This is a genomic window from Methylobacterium sp. BTF04, assembly GCF_010692745.1.
Lineage (GTDB): Bacteria > Pseudomonadota > Alphaproteobacteria > Rhizobiales > Beijerinckiaceae > Methylobacterium.
The window spans coordinates 119,906-139,619 of sequence record NZ_JAAHTB010000011.1 but is presented as its reverse complement, the minus strand read 5'-3'; the positions used below and the strand labels follow the sequence as shown (position 1 = coordinate 139,619).

General features: G+C 66.4%; 18 protein-coding genes, 1 tRNA gene and 1 rRNA gene. 5 read left to right on the top strand and 15 right to left on the bottom strand.

Going from position 1 to position 19,714, the window contains the following annotated elements:
* The first annotated feature begins 152 nt into the window (after nucleotides 1-152).
* Together rrf and G3T14_RS09545 are read left to right on the top strand one after the other, a co-directional pair.
* Nucleotides 153-268: ribosomal RNA gene (gene rrf, locus G3T14_RS09550) — 5S ribosomal RNA — on the top strand.
* 51 nt (nucleotides 269-319) lie between these two features.
* Nucleotides 320-396 (top strand) — tRNA-Met (locus G3T14_RS09545).
* 250 nt (nucleotides 397-646) lie between these two features.
* Here G3T14_RS09545 and G3T14_RS09540 read toward each other — a convergent pair.
* On the bottom strand, nucleotides 647-2,845 hold the full coding sequence (locus tag G3T14_RS09540) for a PBP1A family penicillin-binding protein (protein ID WP_163642052.1): 2,199 nt from the start codon (nucleotides 2,843-2,845) through the stop codon (nucleotides 647-649).
* A 760-nt stretch (nucleotides 2,846-3,605) separates the two neighbouring features.
* On the opposite strand from G3T14_RS09540, the gene G3T14_RS09535 reads away from it, so the two are divergent.
* Both G3T14_RS09535 and G3T14_RS09530 read left to right on the top strand, forming a co-directional pair.
* Nucleotides 3,606-4,676 (top strand): adenylate/guanylate cyclase domain-containing protein, encoded by a 1,071-nt coding sequence (locus G3T14_RS09535; RefSeq protein ID WP_163642050.1) that lies wholly within the window; start codon nucleotides 3,606-3,608, stop codon nucleotides 4,674-4,676.
* A complete protein-coding gene (locus G3T14_RS09530; RefSeq protein ID WP_163642049.1) occupies nucleotides 4,673-5,149 on the top strand; it encodes a YaiI/YqxD family protein in 477 nt (158 codons plus the stop codon). Before G3T14_RS09535 ends, G3T14_RS09530 begins: the two co-directional genes overlap by 4 nt.
* A 162-nt stretch (nucleotides 5,150-5,311) precedes the next feature.
* Here G3T14_RS09530 and G3T14_RS09525 read toward each other — a convergent pair whose 3' ends face one another.
* The 9 genes from G3T14_RS09525 to G3T14_RS09485 all read right to left on the bottom strand — a co-directional run bounded on the left by G3T14_RS09525 (nucleotide 5,312) and on the right by G3T14_RS09485 (nucleotide 15,324).
* A complete protein-coding gene (locus G3T14_RS09525; protein ID WP_163642047.1) occupies nucleotides 5,312-5,584 on the bottom strand; it encodes a BrnA antitoxin family protein in 273 nt (90 codons plus the stop codon).
* Between the two features lie 38 nt (nucleotides 5,585-5,622).
* On the bottom strand, nucleotides 5,623-5,850 hold the full coding sequence (locus tag G3T14_RS09520) for a hypothetical protein (protein WP_163642045.1): 228 nt from the start codon (nucleotides 5,848-5,850) through the stop codon (nucleotides 5,623-5,625).
* Nucleotides 5,851-6,143: 293 nt separating this feature from the next.
* Complete coding sequence (locus G3T14_RS09515) at nucleotides 6,144-7,088, bottom strand: DMT family transporter (protein ID WP_163642043.1); 945 nt, start codon at nucleotides 7,086-7,088, stop codon at nucleotides 6,144-6,146.
* Nucleotides 7,089-7,142: 54 nt separating this feature from the next.
* Entirely contained in the window at nucleotides 7,143-8,480 is a 1,338-nt protein-coding gene (locus tag G3T14_RS09510; RefSeq protein ID WP_281409800.1) for an arsenic transporter, read from the bottom strand.
* Complete coding sequence (locus G3T14_RS09505; RefSeq protein WP_163642039.1) at nucleotides 8,474-9,589, bottom strand: metallophosphoesterase; 1,116 nt, start codon at nucleotides 9,587-9,589, stop codon at nucleotides 8,474-8,476. Before G3T14_RS09505 ends, G3T14_RS09510 begins: the two co-directional genes overlap by 7 nt.
* Nucleotides 9,590-9,603: 14 nt before the next feature.
* Nucleotides 9,604-10,929 carry an MFS transporter gene (locus G3T14_RS09500; protein ID WP_163642037.1) on the bottom strand — a complete coding sequence of 442 codons (1,326 nt, stop codon included), beginning with the start codon at nucleotides 10,927-10,929 and terminating at the stop codon, nucleotides 9,604-9,606.
* 769 nt (nucleotides 10,930-11,698) lie between these two features.
* Nucleotides 11,699-12,175 (bottom strand): BLUF domain-containing protein, encoded by a 477-nt coding sequence (locus tag G3T14_RS09495; RefSeq protein ID WP_163642036.1) that lies wholly within the window; start codon nucleotides 12,173-12,175, stop codon nucleotides 11,699-11,701.
* A 191-nt stretch (nucleotides 12,176-12,366) separates the two neighbouring features.
* Nucleotides 12,367-13,905 carry a formyl transferase gene (locus G3T14_RS09490; RefSeq protein ID WP_163642035.1) on the bottom strand — a complete coding sequence of 513 codons (1,539 nt, stop codon included), beginning with the start codon at nucleotides 13,903-13,905 and terminating at the stop codon, nucleotides 12,367-12,369.
* A 114-nt stretch (nucleotides 13,906-14,019) separates the two neighbouring features.
* Entirely contained in the window at nucleotides 14,020-15,324 is a 1,305-nt protein-coding gene (locus tag G3T14_RS09485) for an FAD-binding oxidoreductase (protein WP_163642034.1), read from the bottom strand.
* A gap of 160 nt (nucleotides 15,325-15,484) precedes the next feature.
* Between G3T14_RS09485 and G3T14_RS09480 the strand changes: the two genes are divergently transcribed.
* The gene (locus G3T14_RS09480) at nucleotides 15,485-15,772 is read left to right on the top strand and encodes a hypothetical protein (protein ID WP_163642033.1); all 288 of its coding nucleotides are present in this window, start codon (nucleotides 15,485-15,487) and stop codon (nucleotides 15,770-15,772) included.
* Nucleotides 15,773-15,854: 82 nt separating this feature from the next.
* On the opposite strand, the gene G3T14_RS09475 is transcribed toward G3T14_RS09480, so the two are convergent.
* From G3T14_RS09475 to fdxA, 5 genes are all read right to left on the bottom strand, one after another.
* Nucleotides 15,855-16,550 (bottom strand): 4'-phosphopantetheinyl transferase superfamily protein, encoded by a 696-nt coding sequence (locus tag G3T14_RS09475; RefSeq protein ID WP_348645246.1) that lies wholly within the window; start codon nucleotides 16,548-16,550, stop codon nucleotides 15,855-15,857.
* Nucleotides 16,551-16,781: 231 nt separating this feature from the next.
* Nucleotides 16,782-17,003, bottom strand: a complete 222-nt coding sequence (locus G3T14_RS09470; RefSeq protein ID WP_163642031.1) for a hypothetical protein — start codon at nucleotides 17,001-17,003, stop codon at nucleotides 16,782-16,784.
* 165 nt (nucleotides 17,004-17,168) lie between these two features.
* Nucleotides 17,169-18,041 (bottom strand): RNA polymerase factor sigma-32, encoded by an 873-nt coding sequence (locus G3T14_RS09465; protein ID WP_163642030.1) that lies wholly within the window; start codon nucleotides 18,039-18,041, stop codon nucleotides 17,169-17,171.
* Nucleotides 18,042-18,288: 247 nt separating this feature from the next.
* A complete protein-coding gene (locus G3T14_RS09460) occupies nucleotides 18,289-18,876 on the bottom strand; it encodes a CarD family transcriptional regulator (protein WP_163642029.1) in 588 nt (195 codons plus the stop codon).
* Between the two features lie 476 nt (nucleotides 18,877-19,352).
* Nucleotides 19,353-19,691, bottom strand: a complete 339-nt coding sequence (gene fdxA / locus G3T14_RS09455) for a ferredoxin FdxA (protein ID WP_163642028.1) — start codon at nucleotides 19,689-19,691, stop codon at nucleotides 19,353-19,355.
* Between the last annotated feature and the right edge of the window lie 23 nt (nucleotides 19,692-19,714).

The window sequence follows — 19,714 nt, the reverse complement described above, 5'->3', positions numbered from 1 at the left end:
CTTACCAGTACTAATCGCTCGATTGAACTTGATCGTTCTCATGATCCGTGTCCGTCAAGGACGGACCGGTCGGAGAGACAAAGACCAAACGACCACAGCCAACGGCTGTCGGTCAGCTTGCCGAACAGAACCCAAAACTTGTCCTGCGCCGGTCTGGTGGTTTGAGCGGTGTGCCCAGAACCCGATCCCATCTCGAACTCGGCCGTTAAACGCACCAGCGCCCATGGTACTGTGTCTCAAGACACGGGAGAGTCGGTCGCCGCCAGACCTGCACAGGACAAGAACAACATCACATTCCCGATAAACGATACGTCCTTGGCGCGGGGTGGAGCAGCCCGGTAGCTCGTCAGGCTCATAACCTGAAGGTCACAGGTTCAAATCCTGTCCCCGCAACCAAAACTACACACCAAACCACATACAAACGGCGGAGCCTCAAGGCTCCGCCGTTTTTGCGTTGTCAGATGTGAGGCCAAGACATTGCACGACCCATTCCCCGACAGGGGAGGGGACCCGGGAGCTTTCCAATCCGCTACCGCCAGGTCGCAGGGTCATACGCTACCGGGCACCCACCGCATCGGTGTGGCAGCGCCACGGTTCTCCTCACTCGACAAACGAGGTAGCGGCTCACACCGAGCCTACCCACTCCCTACTCACCGACACCAAACAGCTTCTCCAGGAAGTTGCGGTCGTCCCGGCTCGGGCCGGACCGGCGCGGGTTGGCGGTGGCGACCCGCGGGGGCGGAGCGGCCGCTTGCGGCTCGCCGAGGAGCGCACCGATCAGGCCGCCGGGTGTGCTGCCGGTGGTGGCGGGCGCCTCCGCCGGGCCGCGATTGCGCCAGGTCCTGGCCCCCGGCAGCATCGTCGGGGTCTGACCCTTGAGCGCGGTGGTCATGTAGGCCTTCCAGATTTCGCCGGGCAGGTTGCCGCCCGAGACCTTCTTGGTGGATTCGCCGTCGTCGTTACCGAGCCAGACGCCCGTCACCAGGGTCGAGGAGAAACCGATGAACCAGGCATCGCGAAAGTCCTGGCTGGTCCCGGTCTTGCCGGCCAGATCCCAGCCCGGCACTTCGGCCTTCTTGGCGGTGCCGGTGACGAAGGTCTCGTGCATCATCGCGTTCATCATCGAGACCGCTCCGGGTTCGATGACGCGGCCGAGGCCGCCATCCTTGCGCTTGTAGAGCACCTTGCCATCGGCCGCCTTCACGGTGGCGATGACGTAGGGGATGACACCGGTGCCGCCATTGGCGAAGGCCGCGTAAGCGCCCACCATCTCGAGCGGTGTCACCTCCGACGTACCCAACGCGATCGAGCCGTTGGCCTGGAGCGGAGACGAGATGCCGAGGCGCTGGGCGGTCTGGACCACGGCCTTCGGGCCGACCTCCTGGCCGAGACGTACCGCCACGGTGTTGAGCGACAGGGCGAGCGCGTCGCGTAAGGTGACCGGGCCGCGGTAATCGCGCGAATAGTTTTCCGGGTTCCAGCCCTTGATGCTGATCGGCGCGTCGTCGCGCACCGTATCGGGGGTGAGGCCATGCTCGACGGCCGCCAGATAGACGAAGGGCTTGAACGCGGAGCCGGGCTGGCGCTTGGCCGTGGTTGCACGATTGAACTGGCTCAGCGCGTAGTCGCGCCCGCCCACCAGCGCGCGGATCGCGCCATCGGGCTTCATCGAGACGAGCGCGCCCTGCCCGACATTGTAGCGCGTGCCCTTCTGGTTCAGCTCGTCCACCAGGGCCTTTTCGGCGGCGGCCTGCAGGCCAGTATCCACCGTGGTCGCGATGACGATGTCGGCGTCGAATTTCGGCAGGAAATCATCGAGGACGTCCATGACGAGGTCGGCGACGTAATTGGCCGAGCCGCCGCCGCGCACGCTGGCGGGCCGGGCCGGATTGGCCAGCGCCAGCTTCACGTCCGCCGGCTTGGCGAAACCGAGCTCTTCCATCGCCGCGAGCACCTGGACCGCCCGGGCCTGGGCCGCGGGGAGGTTGCGGTTGGGGGCGAGTCGCGAGGGCGCCTGGACGAGGCCGCCGAGCATCGCCGCCTCGGCCAAGGTCACGGCCTTGGCCGGCTTGCCGAAATAGCGCTGCGCCGCCGCCTCGACGCCGTAGGCGCCGGCGCCGAAATAGACCCGGTTGAGATAGAGCTCGAGGATCTCGTCCTTCGAGTATTTGTGCTCCAGCCACAGAGCGAGGATCGCCTCCTGGATCTTTCGCGAGGCGGAGCGTTCCGGGGTGAGGAAGAGGTTCTTGGCGAGCTGCTGCGTCAGGGTCGAGCCGCCCTGCGCCACGCCGCGGCGGGTCAGGTTCTGGCCGATGGCGCGCAGGATGCCGACGGGGTCGACGCCGAAATGGCCGTAGAAGCGCCGATCCTCGATGGCGACGAAGGCGCGCGGCAGGTAGGGCGGCAATTCCTTGATGCCGACCACGCGGCCGCCGGTCTCGCCGCGATTGGCGAGCAGCGATCCGTCGCTCGCCAGAATCGCGATGTTGGGTGGGCGCTTGGGCACCGCCAGCTGGTCGATGGGCGGCAATTGCGAGGCGTGATAGGCGACGAGGCCCGCGACCCCGATCACCCCCCACAGCCCGAGGACGAGGCTGCCATAGACCAGCCGCCCGACGATCGAGCGCCGCCGGACCTTTCGGGACATCTTCTTGGGGGCAGTGGCCCGACGCGGCGCGTCGTCCGAAGCCCGTTTCCCGTTGCCGCTCTCGCGTCTCGCCACGCCGCCCCCCGCGCGATCGGCACGCGACAGGCGCAGGTCGAGATCGGCCGGCCCCGCGACACGGCCTTCCGGCACGTCGAAGTTCGGCTCACCCCTGCCCGCGTGTCCGCGTCCCTTCGCCATGCGTTCCGTCTGTCCCAGGAGTTCCGCGCATCGCGCAGGCCCGGTTCCGCACGGTAAATACGGCGGGTTTAAGGGGTGTTAACCCGGTGGGAATGAAGGTGTTGGTTTGTTAGGGGAATTTTCATGGGTTCTAGAATTCGAGCTCAGCTGCGCAAAAATTATATGAGCGTCAGCAAAAACGTCCTAATTGCTTAAAATAAATCTGTGCCTTGATTTATAGAGTCTGAATTAGTGAAATTATTTAATATATTTAAGTAATAAAGCAGATATATTAATATGTAATTATTCGTAAGATTATTATAGAATAAAAGCATATTGCATCTAGGAACGACATTACGATGTTTGTTATGGATCAATCTAATAAAATAGATAGAAGCGCTGACGCATAATTAAATAGGTCGTTTTAATGATTAATTTGGGCATTTTTTGAAGATACATTGACCTTTTGCGGGCTTATAGATTTGACCAGTGCTCCGATGATGGAATGCGGCCGGAACATTCATCCGGGCGGATGAATCTCGAGTCACCCACGCCACCCAGGATGGCGTCTCCCCACGCCCTCGGCCATAATCGCGCCATCATGCGTCGGTGATCAAGGGTGACGGGTTCGGGGCGCCGACCCCCAGAGGGGGCGTTCCGCCATGGGCTGCTCCGTCGCCTCAGCCATCGTCGAAGGGGTCACCGTGGGCATCGCCGCTTGCTTCGTCCGTCGCGCAAGGCCGTCGGGGGCGTTTCGCCTGCGCCGGCAGGCTGGCGTCTGATGCTTCCGCAACACCGCTGGTTCTGGCTTCTGATCCTCGTCGCCTGTGGCGGGGCGGGACTGCTCTACAACATGCTGTTCGTCGGAGGCGCGACGCCCCTGGCCGGCCTCGCCTACGGCCTGGCGGTGGGCGGCACGACGCTGGCCTTCGACCGGGGGCTGATCCTCGGGGGGCTGCAGACGCGGATGCGGCGGATGCCGGCCAAGCTCTACGTGCCGGCGGCCGAGTTCGCCTATGTGCTGATGATCGCGGCGGGCATCGCTTTTGGCGGGCTGGTGGTCTGGGCGCTCGGGCTCACCACGGATTCCCTGTCCGAGGCGGTGAAAATCACCCCGCGTGTGCTGGCCTATTCGCTCGCTGTTTCAGCTCTCCTGGTGTTCGTGATCCGGATGCGCGACCTCATCGGCGGGGAGGTGTTCGTCAACTTCCTCGTGGGGCGCTATCACCGGCCGGTGCGGGAGGAGCGCATCTTCCTGTTCCTCGATGTCGTCGGCTCCACCGCCTTCGCCGAGACTCACGGCGACCTCAAGGCGCAGGAATATCTCGGCGCGGTGTTCGCGGCTCTGGCCGAACCGGTGCGGCGCAACGCCGGCTCCACCGACGATTACATCGGCGACATGGCGATGATCACCTGGCCGATGGCGCGCGGGCTGAAGAACGCACGCTGCGTCGCGTGCGTGTTCGATGTGCTCGACCGGATCGAGGCCGAGGCCGCGGCGTGGCAGTCGCGCTTCGGCACGGTGCCGCGTCTGCGGGCCGCTCTGCACGGCGGGTCGATCGTCACGGCGGAAGTCGGGGTCGATCGGCACAAGATCGCCTATTTCGGCGATACCGTGAACGTCACGGCGCGGATCGAGGCTCTGTGCCGCCCGCTCGGTACCGAGATCCTGATCTCGGACGATCTCCTCGCCCGGCTGCCGACCCTGCCGGAGGGCATCTTCGCGCGCTCCCTCGGCGCGCACGCCCTGCGCGGGCGCGGGCAACCGTTCCGGGTCTCAACCCTGGAGCGGGCCACTGCCGCAGTGGGGCCGCCGGACGGCCTCGTCGCCCGCATCGTCGCTCTGCCATGAGCGATGCCGACAGGAGCATCATCGTCTTCGTCGACGCGGATGCGTGCCCGGTGAAGGATGAGATTTATCGGGTCGCCGGGCGCTACGGCCTCCACGTCTCCGTGGTCGCCAACAGCTTCATGAGCTTGCCGCGGGAATCGTGGATCGAACGCGTGGTGGTGAGCGACGGCTTCGATGCCGCCGACGATTGGATCGCCGAGCGCGCGCGCCCCGGTGCCGTCGTGATCACCGCGGACGTGCCGCTTGCCGCCCGCTGCGTGAAGGCGGGCGCTTCAGTGATCGGCCCCACCGGCAAGCCCTTCAGCGAGAACTCGGTGGGCATGGCGCTGGCGACTCGCAACCTGATGCAGGACCTGCGCGAGGCCGGAGCGATCACCGGCGGGCCGAAGCCGTTCTCGCCCCGCGACCGCTCCGCCTTCCTCGGCGAACTCGACCGCACGATCATGCGGCTCAAGCGTGGTGGATTCGGATAGGGCCTCGGTCGGACACTCGGCGGGACTCGGACCGTAGAGAATTTCTCCCGATCTCTGCCTCACCCTGAGGCGCCGCAGCGCAGCGGAGGTGTCCTTCGAGGCCGCTGACGCGGCACCCCAGGATGAGGAAGCGGGTGGGATCGGATCGCGCGGCGCGCCGGATCAGAGCCCGACGAAGGCTTTCAACGCGGCGTTGACTCGGTCCTGCCAGCCCGGACCGTCCTTCTGGAAATGCTCCAGCACGGCCCGGTCGATGCGCAGGGTCACCATCTCGCGGGCGCCCGGCACCGGGGCGGCGCTCTGGCCCACCACCGGGACGGGCGCGGGCGCAGGCGCGGCCCTGGCCACCTCCGGCGATTTCGTGGTCGCGGCCTTGAAGGCGGCCTCGGCCGCCTGGCGCGGGTCGCTCGGGCGACGGGTGCGCTCGAATGCCATCTCGTTGTCCTCCGGGGAGCCGTGTCAGGAGCGCAAGATCACGAGCGCTTGCGCTTCGGCGGAGCCGCGGCAGCCGCAGCCGCCTTGGCCTCCGCATCGGCGGCTTCCTTGGCCAGGCGCAGGGCCCGCAGCTTCACAGTCCGCTCATCGACCGCCTTGACCGAGGCAAGGTGCTCGGCCATCGCCTGGGCGCCTTCCTTGGCCATGCGCTCGGCACGCTCGGCACGCTCTTCGGATCGGGTCCGGGCGTCGGTCTCTTCGCTCATCGCATTCCTGTCCTCGAACCCTCCCACGATCGCGCGCACCATCGTGTGCGGGCCACAGCGAAACTGTTCGCTCGGCTCAGCGACCGATGAGGTCACGACGCGCCCCGGATCAACCGTATAGAACGGCGATCGGGCGGCAGGAAGGGCAGTCCACACACCTTCGCGCGGATCGGCTTCAGGCGGGATACCTGCGGTCTAGCATGAGGCGGGTCGAAAAAGCGACCATTTCCCGTGCTTATACGCACCTATCCGCATGTCGACGTAAACGCGTGGGGTAGACGTCCGCCCCAACCTCAGAGTGCGGCGATCAGAACGATGCCGGCGACCATCAATCCGGCGCCGCCCATCCGCTCCTTCCCGGCCTTGTGCACCGACATCCCGAACCAGCCGAAATGGTCGATGGCGAGCGAGGTCAGCAGGTTCGCGGTGATCAGCAGCCCGTTGAACGGGCCCGACCCCACCGTATCGACGAAGAGCAGGCCGCCGAACACCGCCACCGCGCCGGCGATGCCGCCCAAGGGCGCCCACCACGGCATCGCCGCCACGTCCTCAGATTTCGGCAGGGGCGTCGGGCGCACCGCCAGCATGGTCGCGAAGACGAAGACCACGGGGAGGAACGACACCATGGCGGCGAGCCAGGGATTGACCACGCTGCCGCGCAGGACCGCGTTCATCGACACGCCGACGGATTGCAGGACGCCCGCAACGAGAATGAAGGGGTAGAGCAGCGCGGGGTTGAGCCCGTGACCGGCCTTGGCCCCGTTCTTGGCCTCGCCATCCTCCGATTGCGCCGTCGACTTGGCGATGAGCACGATGCCGCCGACCATCAGTGTCCCGCCGAGGATACGCGCCCAGCCGGCCGCATGCGGCGCCATGCCGAACCAGCCGAAATGGTCGATGGCGAGCGAGGTCAGGATGTTGGCCGTAATCAGAAGCCCGTTGAACGGGCCGGCCCCGACCTTGTCGACGAAGGCGAGGCCGCCGAACACCGCCACCGCGCCGGCCGCCCCACCGAGCGGCGCCCACCAGGGCATACGCCCCAGGGTCTCCAGGGTCGGCAGCGGCACCGGCATCATGAAGAACACCGTCGTGAACACGAAGACGATGAGCACGAACGAGACGGTGGCGGCGAGCCAGGGATTCACGAGGCCGACGCGCAGGCGCGCGTTCATGGAATTGCCGGCAGCCTGAAGCGCACCCGCGACCAGGATGAAGGGATAGAGCAGGATCGGGTTCAAGACGGCGGCCCTCCGGGCGGGTCGGGAAGCTGAGGCGATGTCAGAACAGGATGGTCAGGGCACCAGAAGCAGGCCGGCCAGGGCCAGCAGCAGGGCCGGCGGCATCACCAAGGCGCCGAGCTTGAGGAAGCGCCAGAAGCTCACATCCTCGCCCTCGCGACGGATCGCCGTGAGCCACAGGATGGTGGCGAGCGAGCCGGTCACCGACAGGTTCGGTCCGACGTCGATGCCGATGAGAATCGCGCCGGCGATCTTCTCCGACACGTCCGCGGCCTGGACCGCAGCGCCGGCAATCAGGCCGGCGGGGAGGTTGTTGACGACGTTGCACAGGACCGCGACGAGTACGCCCCCGCCCCAGGCCGCCTCGGTGGGCGAACCGTGCGCGATCGCCTTCAGGGTGTCGGCGATCGTCTTAAGGACGCCGGTCTTCTCCAGCGCCTCGACCAGGACGAACAGCCCGGCCACCAGGGGCAGCACGCTCCAGGACACGTCCTTGATCACCTCCACTGCCCCGCTGCGCTTGATCGCCAGGACGAGAAGCGTCGTCGCCAGGCCCGCCAGGAAGGTCGGCAGGCCGAGCTCGAGACCGTAGGCAGAGGCCGCGATGAGCACGCCGGCGGTGGCGACGATGCCCGCGCCCGCGACCTTGCCGGTGCCGGACAGGGCCGAGGCCTCGACGTCGGTGGCGACGGTCTGCGTCTTGAGCACAGCGTTCTGCGTCAGGCGCAGCACCACGTAGGTGGCGAGGATGGCCAGCGCCGAGGGCAGCGCGAACCGGGCGAGCCATTGCACCAGCGGCGGCATGTGGGTGGCGTAGACAACTAGATTGGCCGGGTTCGAGATCGGCAGTACGAAGCTCGCCGCGTTGGCGATGAAGGCGCAGATGAACAGGTAGGGCAGCGGATTCTCGACCTTCGCCGCCTTGGTGGCCGCATAGACCGCCGGCGTCAGCACCACCGCGCAGGCGTCGTTCGAGAGGAACACCGTGACCACGGTGCCGACCACGTAGACCAGCAGGAACAGCCGGGTCGCCGACCCCTTCGCCTTGCGCGCGGCGATGCGGGCGAGCCAGTCGAACAGCCCTTCCTTCCGGGCGATCTCGGCGAGCAGCATCATCCCGATCAGGAACAGGTAGACGTCGGTACCCTTAGCCACGCCCTCCCAGGCGGTGGCCGGCGAGATCAGGCCGAGGACGAGGAGTGCCAGCGCGCCGAGCACCGCCCACACCGCTTCGGGCCAAGCGAACGGACGCACGATCACGCCGAGGGTGGCGAGGCCTGCGATGATCCAGGTGGCGAGGTGTGGCGGCATGGGCAGGGCGAGCATGGAAAGGCGCTTCTCGGCTTTTTGTCGGGGAGTGGGTCGACGGTGGTGGGACGCGTGCCCTACCAGGGCCGGCCGTTGCGGTTGGGGCCGAGCTGCGTGCCGAGCAGGCCCTTCTCGGGCCAGGACCCGACGGAATCGGCATCGCTGCCGATGCCCTTCGAGACCGGGATGGCGCTGCGGTCGCGAGTCGGCTCGACGACATCTTCGTCCTGGCCGCCGCCGGCATTGCGCGCCCGCACCACGAGGCGGCGCGCAGTCTGCGGCCACGCGATCCTCGCCCGGAAGCGACGGTCGCCCTCGGCGCGGCTCATCGGGTACCACGGACCGCCATCGACGCTGACCGCGCAGGTGGTGACCGCCTCGGCTCCCAGAACGATGGCGCGAACCTCGACGGTGTCGCCGACCAGATGCGCGTTGTCATGGGCGAGACGCCGATCGGCCGGGGCGGTGACGAGGACGAACGGCCAGGGCCGGTTCAGCTCCTTGAAGCGCCAGCTCACCACGCCGCGATCGATGGCGGCGACCGCGTAGCCCACCGGGCCTTCCTCGATCTGGCCGGTGGAGCGCGTGGCCGCAAAGATGGTGCGGCCGTCATTGGAGAGTTCGTTGTAATGGGTGTGGCCCATCTCGACGAGCCGCACCGTCGACGACGAGATCAGGTGGCCGACGCGCTCGGCTTCGCCGTCGCCGGTCAGATCGGCCGGGTAGCTGTGCATGAACAGCGCGCAGTCGAGGCCGTCGCGCTCGGCCACCTGGACCTCGCCTTCGAGCCACGCAAGCTGTTTGGCACCGAGGCGAAAGTCAGGGCCGCCGGTGCCGGGGCCGCACATGTCGAGGAACAGGCAGCGGATGCCCGACACGTCCACCGCATAGGGCATGCGCCTGACGCCAAGCCCGGCATGAAACGCGTCGAGGCTGCCGCCTTCCATGTCGTGGTCGCCGGTAATGACGTGGAACGGTTGCTTCAGGCGCTCCAGCCCAGCCTTGACCAGGGCGTATTGCTCCAGCGTGCCGTTGTCGGCGTTGTCGCCGGGCAGATAAACGAAATCGACCCCATCCGCTTCCGCGAGCTGTGCGACGATGGCGTCGAAGTCCCGCGCATTGGGCGCGTCCGCCGCGGTGATGTGCAGATCGCCGATATGGGCGAAGGCGAGGATGTCGTCGTGCGCGCTCATGGTGTGTACCCGGCTCACGCCGCCACGGGAGTGACGGAGTCCCGACTGCCGCCGGCCGATCCGGTCCGCTCCGGCTCGTAGCCGTAGGTCTCGGGCATCGCGAACAGATAGAGGGCGAAGCCCAAGGCGGCGATTCCGGCCAGTACCAGGAAGGCGGTGGAATACCCGGCGGAGACGATGATGACGCCGGCCAGGGTGGCGCTGAGCGCGGCGCCGAGGCTCTGCGCGGTGGCGACCGCGCCCTGCGAGACATTGAACCGGCCGGTGCCCCGCGTCAGGTCCGCGACCACGATGGGAAACAGCGCGCCGTAGATGCCGGCGCCGATGCCGTCGAGGAGTTGCACGCCGACGAGGTAGAACGGGATGTCCGAAACCGTGTAGAGCACGCCGCGGATCGCCAGGACGCCGAACGCCGCCAGGAACATCGGCTTGCGCCCGATGGCGTCGGCCTTGGCGCCGACGAAGACCGCCACCGGGACCATCACGAACTGGGCGGCGACGATGCAGATCGCGATCAGAGAGGTGGCGTTGTCCTTGCCCGAGAGCTTGGTCAGCAACTGCCCGACGGAGGTGAGCATCGCCGCGTTCGACAGGTGGAACAGAGCCGCCAGCACCGCAAACAGCATCAGATACTTGTTCTTGAACAGGATCGAGAGGCCGGACGGCTCGTCCTCGCCCGCCTCCTTGGCCTGGACCTGCGTCTGATCGAGGCCGCGGGCGAGATCGTCGTCGATGGCGTCCGCAGGCACCATCAGCATCGCGCCGATGCTGAGCGCCGCCAGCACCGCCATCAGCCAGAACACCACGATCGGCCCGAAGAAATAGGCGGTGCCCCCGGCGATGGCCGCCGAGGTCGCGTTACCGGCGTGATTGAAGCCTTCGTTGCGGCCGATGCGCTTGGAGAACAGCTTGGGTCCGACCACGCCGAGAGTGATCGCCGCCAGGGCCGGCGGGAAGATCGCCCCGGCGATACCGGCCACGGATTGGGTCGCGGCCACGAGGTAGAAATTCGAGATGAAGGGCAGGATCAGGCAGCTCACCGTCACCGCGATGGCGCCGGCGATGACGATGGCGCGCTTGCTGCTCGTCCGGTCGATGAGCGCGCCCGCCGGCGTCTGAGCGATGAGTCCGGCGATGCCCGCGATGGTCATCACCAGGCCGGTGGTCGCCTCGTTCCAGCCCTGGTCGGGGCCGCGCACGGCGATCAGGTAGATCGCCAGATAGGGGCCCAAACCGTCACGCACGTCCGCGAGAAAGAAGTTGAGGGCATCGAGGCCACGCAATGAGCGGGCAGACGGCGTCCGCACGACGTCGTCGCCGGTCACGTGTGGCTCTGACATGGTGAGCCTTTCCAGACGTTTTGAACGGAGTGCGGATGACAATGGGCGCGGCTTACGGCCAAGCCATATCCAGCGCAGCGCAAAGCTTTGTCGTCGCGCGTTGGTTCCCGGCCGGGGACTAAAATCTCCGTGAGTTCGGAGTTGGCCCAGGCGCGAAGGCCAGTCGAACAGCAACTACGGAGGATCGCGAAGGCTCACGCGTATGACGGCTAAAGACATCAATGCATTATGTATTCGGGCAGTGAGGCTAACGCGACGAAACTGCAAGCGTATTACATGGTACGAAACTGCGAATAATATTTCGAGTTGCCAAAATCTGACGGATCGGACCTGCGGCTTAGGTCCGATCCCGACCCACCCTCGGCGGACAAATTGCTGCAAGATCGGCCTGAAAATCGGCGGTAAAAATGCCCCTCAGTACGTCCGCTTTTGGCGACACCGCTACCTCTCGCGTTGTCGTATTCCGGACCGGATCATCACAACGATCCATCGGTACGCCCGCCGCGAGCACCCCATTCAAAGCCAACGACGCGGATAGCGGCCGAAGCGCTGGCGGGGATTGATGATCCCGACAGGAAGCAGCACATGAGCCGCCCATATCCTAGGTGTGGACACCGGCGGTCGCTCCGGCGACGATGAGCAATCCGCGTACCCGCTACTTTCCGCAACTCGCCTCGCGCAAACGCGTTGTGGCGACTTGCAGGTGGAGTGATCATTTCGCCAGGACGCCAATGGCGGATCGGCTTGGGGCTACCCGGTGCTGGCCCGATCAGCTTCGCCCAAGCGAACCGAGCGGCCCCGAATCGAGTTGCTCGAGAATCCGCGTCAGTGCCGCGACGTTGTTCTTGTCATCGGCGCTTTCGAGCGCGTCCTGAAGCACCAGGCGGATGTCCTCGGCTTCGACCTTCTCCATGTCCCAGTTCGGATAGAGGCGCTCGCGCTTCTCCTCGCTCTGGCTTAGCGAGACGATATCGTAATGGCGCGAATCGCCATGCAGGCTCGCGATCAGCTTCTGGATCTCGGCGGCCGGTCCTTCGATCCACTGGAAAAAGACGCCGCTGCCGAAGACCAGCACCCCGGTGATGCCGCGCGCAAGATTGTGGCGTTGGGCCGACTCGACGATGCGGCCGACCTCGGCGTCGTCGACGCCGTCGGCGGCACGGCTGCAATAGACGAAATGATAAAGCGCTGGCAGCGCGGCTTCGTCCAACTCAGCGCCGCGTGGAAAGCCGTATTCGTCGAACATGGGCGGGCTCGCTCCGTTTATGCCAGGCAGGCGGTTCTGCCCAGTGCGTGAGCGGCAGGATAGCGCAACTGATCCGATTTGGAATTGAACCTGTTTGCCCAGGCCATCGCTCGGACACCGAAGGCGCTGCGACTCGACGGGACCACGGGTACCAAGCGTCCGATGTCCAACATCGGCCGAACGAGGCCGATCTACCGCTTCGCGCCACTTCGCAACATTCCGAGACGCGGCAAGCGTCCGGAACCGTCGATGAATTCGAAGGCGGCCGTCCGGTTCAGGGTGTGCAAGTGGTGGCCGGGAAAAAGCGGCCCGGCCCGCAGGGTGGTCTCCACGGTCTGGCAATACCCCTCCGTGTCGAGGCGGTCGATCCGGGCGAGCGACAGCGCTTCGCCGTAGCCGAGGCGGCAATCCTGCGTCGGGCGGATCAGCACCCCGTCCTGCGCCACGATGCGGCCGGCGGGACGGGACGCGGCGATGTCGACGAGAACCGGGTTGCCGGGGTGTGGAATCCAGGGTCCGCGAAAGTCGAGGGCCGACCAGAGATGGAGGCCGTCGGAATACGATCCCAACGCCGCGCGCGGAGGGGCGCCGGGCGCGAAAGCCCGCACGGTGGCGAACATCCACCAGCACCCGCCATGCTCCACCAGGGTCGCGTCGCTCGCAGTGAGGCCCGAGAGGAGCGTCGCCTCCTTGACCCAGCCCCCGGGGAACGCCGTGGCGCGGTAGAGGTCGACGGTGCCGTGATCGCCGCTCTCGGGGATCATCCAGTGCGCGCCGTCGTGGGCGAACACGAAGGGATAGGAGAGGTGATGTGCCTCTTCCAGGACGGGGATCGGGGTGCCGAGGGGGCCATCGGGTCCGAAGGCGACGGCCGAGATGATGCCCTTGCCGAGCGCGTGCGCATAATCCTCGACGAACAGCACCGTGCGGCCCGCGTGCACGATGGGAAACGGGTCGGCGTAGAAGCGCAGGCCGTCATCGGGCAGAACGTGCCAGCCGGATTCCGGATGGGCTCGCAGCGCCAGAAGGTCCGGCCCGTCGAGGTGGCGCCAGCCCACCCGCCAGTGCGGGGCGCGATAGCACAGACGGTAGAGTCGCCGGGCCACCGCGCGCGCTGTGAGCTTCAGGGCCCGTGCGCCGAGCGTCGTTCGGGACAGGATGACGGGTGGCGGCGCGGCGATGCCGGCGATCGTGCCGGGCTCCAGCATCGGGGCGCCGCCGGCGAGTACCGACAGGATCAGGCTCGTGGTCCGGACGAGCGCGTCTTCGAACGAGGTCAGCACCATGCCGCGCCGCTCGGTGCCGAGACGGCCCGCGGCGAGCAGGCGCGCGCCGTCGTGCAGGGTGACGATGGGCAGGCGCCCGGCGAGCAGTGATGCGAACAGGGCGCTTTCGCCGCCGACGCCATCGAAGGCCAGATGCCAGACCCGCGTTGCCGGCCCCGCCTGCGCGTCGCCGCACAGGTCGAGGATCACCTCCGGCGGCTCGGCCGGCCGGCCGACATAGGCAGCGAGAGAATTGGGGGCAGCAGGTGCGGAGACACCGTCGCGGGGCAGGCCCGCGATGAGGGCTTCGAGCCGGAACAGGAGGGCGGCATTGTCGGGCAAACCGTCCGCTCCCGGAGCGGGATCGGCCGTGACGACGAACCTGGGTAAAGCCGCAGCCGCCGCGAGCAACCGAAGGTGCCACAGGCGGATGTTGCGCCCGTCGAGGCGCACGCTCAGGCGCATCGCGATCCGATCTCCTGCGGCGCCAGTGAATTCGTGACGGACGCCCCGCGCGGACCCGCTCGGACCGACATGGCGAGTGAGAGGGGCGCCGTCAATCCACGGCCACGCTTCGAATCAGGGCTGGCTCACGCGCAAGCGCGGCCAGCGCAGGAGGCGCTCCGGCGCGAATGGCGCCAACGGTACGGAGGGCACCGCATTGGTGACGAGGTCGGCGACGAGGCGCCCGGTGATCGGCCCGGTGGACAAGCCGATATGCCCGTGCCCGAAGGCGAAGATCAGCCCCGGATGCCGTGGGGCCCGTCCGATCACCGGCATGCCGTCCGGCGTCGAGGGGCGGGCCCCCATCCAGGGTTGGTTGTCGAGGGGGCCGCCCAGCCGCAGCGTCCTGGCGGCTTCTTCGGACGCGGCCTCGATCTGGCGGAAGTCGGGCTTTGCGTCGCGCGCGTTGAGTTCAACGCCCGAGAGCACCCGGACCCGGCCCTCGCCCATCGGCGCGATGATGGAGCCCGCCCCGGTATCGAGCACCGGCCGCGTCAGCGGCGGCGAGTCGGGATGAAGGGCGTAGTGACGGTGGTAGCCGCGCTCGGCCGCGAACGCGAAGCGGTACCCGAGCGGGCGCGCGATCTCCGCCGAGGCGGCGCCGGCCGCGAGCACCACGGTCCGGGCCCGGACCGCGCCGCCGTCGTGGCGGACGGTCCAGCCTGCATCGCCGGGTGCCAGGCCGGTGATTGCTGCTCTGACGATCCGGCCGCCGAGGCCGCTGAACAGGGCTTCATAGGCCTCGACGAGACCGCCCGGATCGCTGACGGCTCCGGTCTCCGGCAGCACCATGGCGCGGGCATAGGGTCGGATCAGGGCCGGCTCCAGGTCGCGCAGGGCTGCTCCATCGAGGATGTCGAGGGCAACTCCGTGTCCGGCCAGGATCTCGCGCTCAAGGGCGGACCCCGCAAAGGCGGCCTCGGTGCGGTAGAGCTTGATCCAGCCGGTGCGGTGCAGCAGGTGCGACGCCCCGGCCCAGTGGGCGAGACGCTCGTGCTCGGCATAGGCCGCGCCGGTGAGCGGCAGCAGGGCGGAGGCGGCCCGTCGCCACGCCGATGCGCGGGCGGCAGCGAGGAAATGCGCGGTCCAGGGCAGCACGTGCAGGACGTGGCCGTGGCGTAGGCGCAAGGCCCGGTCCGCATTGCGCAGGTACGTCGGAAGCTTTCCCCACAGGGCCGGGCCGGCCATGGGAAAGATCGAGCCACGGCTGATGATGCCGGCATTGCCGAAGGAGGTCCGCGCCCGGGCATCGCCCGGATCGCACAGCACCACATCGAGTCCGCGTTCCCTGAGCGCGATGGCCGAGGCGAGCCCGACCATGCCCCCTCCAATCACCACAACCTCGGCCTTCGAGGCGTCCCGCTCGCTCGTCTCGACCATCCGCGCCTCGCAGCCTTCATAAAAAATCGGGATCGGGTGTCGCCACCGCGGAACCCTGACATTGCACATGCCGGAATTAACCGGATGCTCATCACCCTCAACCACCTTCGGCCCATCGGACCGCGCATCCGGTCCGGTCGTAGCAACGAGGGTCGTGCCGATGTTCGCACTGATGTTTGCCGCGATCGGCGGAGGGATCGCCACGGTTTCGGTGATGGCGCCCACCGGCCTCATCCCCGCGTTCCTGTCGGCTCCGATCGGCGGCAGCCTCTGCGCCCTGTTGGCGGCGATCCATATCTCGCGCCGACCCAGCGAAGACGGGATCAGCCAAGACGAACTCGACGCTCAGACAGACGAGATGGTGGCCGCGTTACGCAGCATGGCCGCCCAGGGCAAGGACGCCGCCATACGGCCGGAGCGCGAGAGCGCGGCTTCGAAGGCGGCATGAAACGTCCCCTCGCGGAGCGTCGTCGCGCAGGCGGCATGCCGACTCACTGATTTCGCCGAGACACCTTCCAGCGTCCAAAGCCTCACGTCGCGAGGCGGTCCAGCCAATCGGGGGCGAGCCGAAACGCGTCGCAGACGGTGTTCGCGCCCGCAATCGCCACGGCACCGACAATGCCATCCGCGGGTTCGAGATGGTGCAACGCCCATTCTGTGTGACTGAGGCCGCCTGTCGCGCAGGTCAGAAGGGAAGCAGGCGCGGGAGGGATCGAGACCGCAAAACCGTTGAGCGGCATCGATAGACCCATCCCGACGGCCTTCACGAAAGCCTCCTTACGGGTCCAACAGGCGTAGAAAGCGGCTTGCCTCTGGTTTGGTGGGAGCGCCTCGATCGCCTCGATCTCGATGGGGTGGAAGTGGCTCTGCGCGATCGCGAGATGGTCTCGGAGAGGCCGTATCACTTCGATGTCGACCCCGATGGGAACAGCCGCGAGACCGACCAGGGCGAGGCTTCCGGAATGCGACAGGTTGAAGTTCAGACGCCCCGTAAACTCACCGCTGATCTGAGGCTTTCCAGCGGCTCCGGTGGTGAAGACGAGTGATTCAGGGGGGGCTCGCAGCGCCCCGCCGAGGATGACCCTCAAGGCGGCGTGGCTCCCGGTGAAACGATCCCGGTCCTCCGCCCGCAGAAACCGGTCGGCCCGCGCAGTCTCGTCCGGTGACAGGAGGTCGGCACAGAAAGCGAGCCAAGCTGAGCAAGGTGCGAGATCGATGTTCCACACGGCCGCACGATCCGGCCAACTCGGTTCGGCCATCGGCCATATTGCGCAGCCCTGTGGCTTAGCCTCCGCCATTATGCGTCTTAGCCAATCAAACGCTGAGTGTTTGTAGACCGCAAACGCGTGTCAACAAGGCTGAACAACCGCCACGCTTCAGCCTGAAGGTCCAGTTCGAAACAGCCGCCGCCTGAAGCCTGTACCTACCGAGTTGGATACTGCAGCGACTTGCGCGGATTACGACACGGCGGCCAAAGAGCGCTCTCCATCCCGCCGCATAATGGCGACCAGGATGCAGAGGTAGCCGATTTCCGCAACGGCCAGGATTCCGTAGAACAGCGCCACGCCCGCGTACCACGACAGGCTGTGCCGAACGGCGATGATCAGAACGGTCGGCAAAACGGCGATTACCAGGACGCCCAGAACGGTGATCGATCGTCGCGGAACGCCCTGGATCATAAAAACCGCCCACCCACAAATTCGTGAACGCTAACCCTAAGGGAGTTTTTTCGCCGACGAAAGTCGCGGGGATTACGGGCCGGATAGGGTATGCGTCGACCCAGTTTCAGCGGTAGCGCCCGCTGAAACTGACGACTTTCACGTCGATCGCCGGCTTTCGATCGATCAGGCGTAGACGTTTCCGGCGGTCTGGGGGAAGCGTTCCGCGAGCGCCCGACGAAGCTTCTCGAGGGCGCGATTCTCGATCTGCCGCACGCGCTCCTTGGAAATCCCGAGACGATGACCGAGCGCCTCCAAGGTCGCTTGATCCTCGGCGAGGCGCCGCTCCTTGAGAATGCGCAGTTCGCGTTCCGACAAAACGGTTAGTGCCTCATTGAGCCAAGTGAGCCGCCGCTCGCCGTCGACCTGCGCGGAGACAGTCTCGTCGGGCAGAGCGGCCCCGTCGACAAGAAAGTCCATCCGCTCGGACGATGTTTCGCTCTCTTCACCCACCGGGGCGTTGAGCGACATGTCGGGTCCCGACAAGCGCGCATCCATCAGCGCGACGTCCTGCTGCGAGACGCCGATGGCCGTGGCGATCCGGCGATGAATCTCGTCGCCCACATGCTCTTCGGTGGATTGCATCAGCCGGGCGCGCAGCCGGCGCAGATTGAAGAACAAAGCCTTCTGCGCGGAGCTCGTGCCACCGCGGACGATCGACCAGTTCCGCAGGATGTAGTCTTGGATCGACGCGCGAATCCACCACGTGGCATAGGTCGAGAAACGGACTTCCCGCTCCGGTTCGAACCGCGCCGCGGCTTCCATCAACCCGACATGGCCCTCTTGGATCAGATCGGCCATCGGCAGGCCGTAGTGCCGGAAGCGACCCGCAATGGCGATCACGAGGCGCATATGGGCCGAGATGAGACCATGAAGAGCGCGTTCGTCACGTTGATCCTTCCAACGGACGGCAAGACCGCGTTCCTCGTCGCGCGCTAGGAAAGGCGCCTCCATCGCCGTGCGTATGAACTGGCGCCGTATCCCTGCGATGTCTGCCATCCCCGCCTCCGCCTCGTTAACACGTATGCTTCTGCTGCAGAGCCCGTCGTGCCGAATGCCTTCGGTCAATCACGCCCTTGCCTGGCAACCGACAACGGAGCCGTCGCAGCGATGGTTCCCGCATTGCGACATGATGAATGGCCGGTGCGGATGACGGCGCGGTGACGGGCGAAATCGAGCCTGGAATCAAAAAAGCCCGACGCTGGTGCGCCGGGCTTCGTATCTCTTAAACCTGAGGACGCTGCGCTCAGGCAGCCTCTTCCTGCAGATCCTCGCTCTCGGCTTCGCCTTCGGCCTCGCCCTTGGCGCGGCGCGGCGACTTGGCGAGGCTCTGCTCGATCAGCTTGAGTGCCTCGGTCTCGGTGATCCTGTTCACCGACGAGATCTCGCGAACCACTCGGTCGAGGGCCGACTCGTAGAGCTGACGCTCGCTGTAGGACTGCTCCGGCTGCGCTTCCGACCGGAACAGGTCGCGAACCACCTCGGTCACCGAGAGGAGATCGCCGGAATTGATCTTGGCCTCGTATTCCTGAGCGCGACGCGACCACATCGTGCGCTTGATGCGAGCGCGGCCGGTGAGCAGATCGAGGGCCTTCTTGACGAGTTCCGGCTCGGCGAGCTTGCGCATGCCGACGCTGTTGGCCTTGGCCGTGGGCACGCGGAGGACCATCTTGTCCTTCTCGAATGACACGACGAACAGCTCGAGCTTGTAGCCGGCGATCTCCTGCTCCTCGATCGCCGTGATGCGACCGACACCATGCGCCGGATACACGACCGCTTCGCCGGTCTTGAAGCCTTGCCGGCCCGTTGCCGTCGTCTTCTTGGCTGTGGTCATGCGAGAAGCGCCTCCAGAACATCGCGCGGTATTGATCGCCGCGCCGAACCGTGTACTCCGGGGCGGGTCACCCGGTTTCAGCCCCTTGTCCGAACGGGATGAGCGCGTATGCCGCGCTTCCCAACGGTTCCCAGGCTCCCCGACGGTTCGCGCCACGACGATGCGACCGCGGAAAGCGAGAAAACGCCTCCAGCGATCGATCGCATGCGACCCCATTCTCTCAATTGAGCTTGAGACCCATCTGGTGATGGCGGAGGCAGCACGTCGAGCACGAACGACGGCAGACATCGGTCATACCACAAACCGGCCGCCGAATCAAAGGATTGCCGGCGTAGCCTCACGCGTCCGCGGAAGCGGGTTCTTCGTTCTGCACGGATTTCGCGGCCGCCGTCGCCGGATCCCGCTCCGCGAGCGGGACCAGCGGTCGCGGTGAAGAGACGGCCCGGTTTCGATGGGCCGCCGGCCTTGGCCGTAGATCAGTCCCCGGTTCCGGGAGCCGCCGAGAAATGCGCCTCGAATTTGCCGGCGACACCGTCCCAATCCTTGGCGTCCGACGGAGCGTCCTTCTTCTGGGTGATGTTCGGCCAGCTCTTGGCGTAGTCGGCATTCACCTTCAGCCAGGTCTCGAGGCTCGGCTCGGTGTCGGGCTTGATCGCCTCGGCGGGGCATTCCGGCTCGCACACGCCGCAATCGATGCACTCGTCGGGATGGATCACGAGCATGTTCTCGCCCTCGTAGAAGCAGTCCACCGGACATACCTCGACGCAGTCCATGTACTTGCACTTGATGCAATTGTCGGTGACGACGTAGGTCATGGAGCCTTCAGTCCTCGATCCGG

What these genes read in the sequence shown, in the direction of transcription:
- fdxA (WP_163642028.1), bottom strand. Translation starts at nt 19,691, where the DNA reads ATGACCTACGTCGTCACCGACAATTGCATCAAGTGCAAGTACATGGAC.
- G3T14_RS09490 (WP_163642035.1), bottom strand. Translation starts at nt 13,905, where the DNA reads ATGCGCCTGAGCGTGCGCCTCGACGGGCGCAACATCCGCCTGTGGCAC.
- G3T14_RS09460 (WP_163642029.1), bottom strand. Translation starts at nt 18,876, where the DNA reads ATGACCACAGCCAAGAAGACGACGGCAACGGGCCGGCAAGGCTTCAAG.
- G3T14_RS09495 (WP_163642036.1), bottom strand. Translation starts at nt 12,175, where the DNA reads ATGTTCGACGAATACGGCTTTCCACGCGGCGCTGAGTTGGACGAAGCC.
- G3T14_RS09480 (WP_163642033.1), top strand. Translation starts at nt 15,485, where the DNA reads ATGTTCGCACTGATGTTTGCCGCGATCGGCGGAGGGATCGCCACGGTT.
- G3T14_RS09530 (WP_163642049.1), top strand. Translation starts at nt 4,673, where the DNA reads ATGAGCGATGCCGACAGGAGCATCATCGTCTTCGTCGACGCGGATGCG.
- G3T14_RS09505 (WP_163642039.1), bottom strand. Translation starts at nt 9,589, where the DNA reads ATGAGCGCGCACGACGACATCCTCGCCTTCGCCCATATCGGCGATCTG.
- G3T14_RS09525 (WP_163642047.1), bottom strand. Translation starts at nt 5,584, where the DNA reads ATGGCATTCGAGCGCACCCGTCGCCCGAGCGACCCGCGCCAGGCGGCC.
- G3T14_RS09520 (WP_163642045.1), bottom strand. Translation starts at nt 5,850, where the DNA reads ATGAGCGAAGAGACCGACGCCCGGACCCGATCCGAAGAGCGTGCCGAG.
- G3T14_RS09470 (WP_163642031.1), bottom strand. Translation starts at nt 17,003, where the DNA reads ATGATCCAGGGCGTTCCGCGACGATCGATCACCGTTCTGGGCGTCCTG.
- G3T14_RS09485 (WP_163642034.1), bottom strand. Translation starts at nt 15,324, where the DNA reads ATGGTCGAGACGAGCGAGCGGGACGCCTCGAAGGCCGAGGTTGTGGTG.
- G3T14_RS09535 (WP_163642050.1), top strand. Translation starts at nt 3,606, where the DNA reads ATGCTTCCGCAACACCGCTGGTTCTGGCTTCTGATCCTCGTCGCCTGT.
- G3T14_RS09465 (WP_163642030.1), bottom strand. Translation starts at nt 18,041, where the DNA reads ATGGCAGACATCGCAGGGATACGGCGCCAGTTCATACGCACGGCGATG.
- G3T14_RS09540 (WP_163642052.1), bottom strand. Translation starts at nt 2,845, where the DNA reads ATGGCGAAGGGACGCGGACACGCGGGCAGGGGTGAGCCGAACTTCGAC.
- G3T14_RS09500 (WP_163642037.1), bottom strand. Translation starts at nt 10,929, where the DNA reads ATGTCAGAGCCACACGTGACCGGCGACGACGTCGTGCGGACGCCGTCT.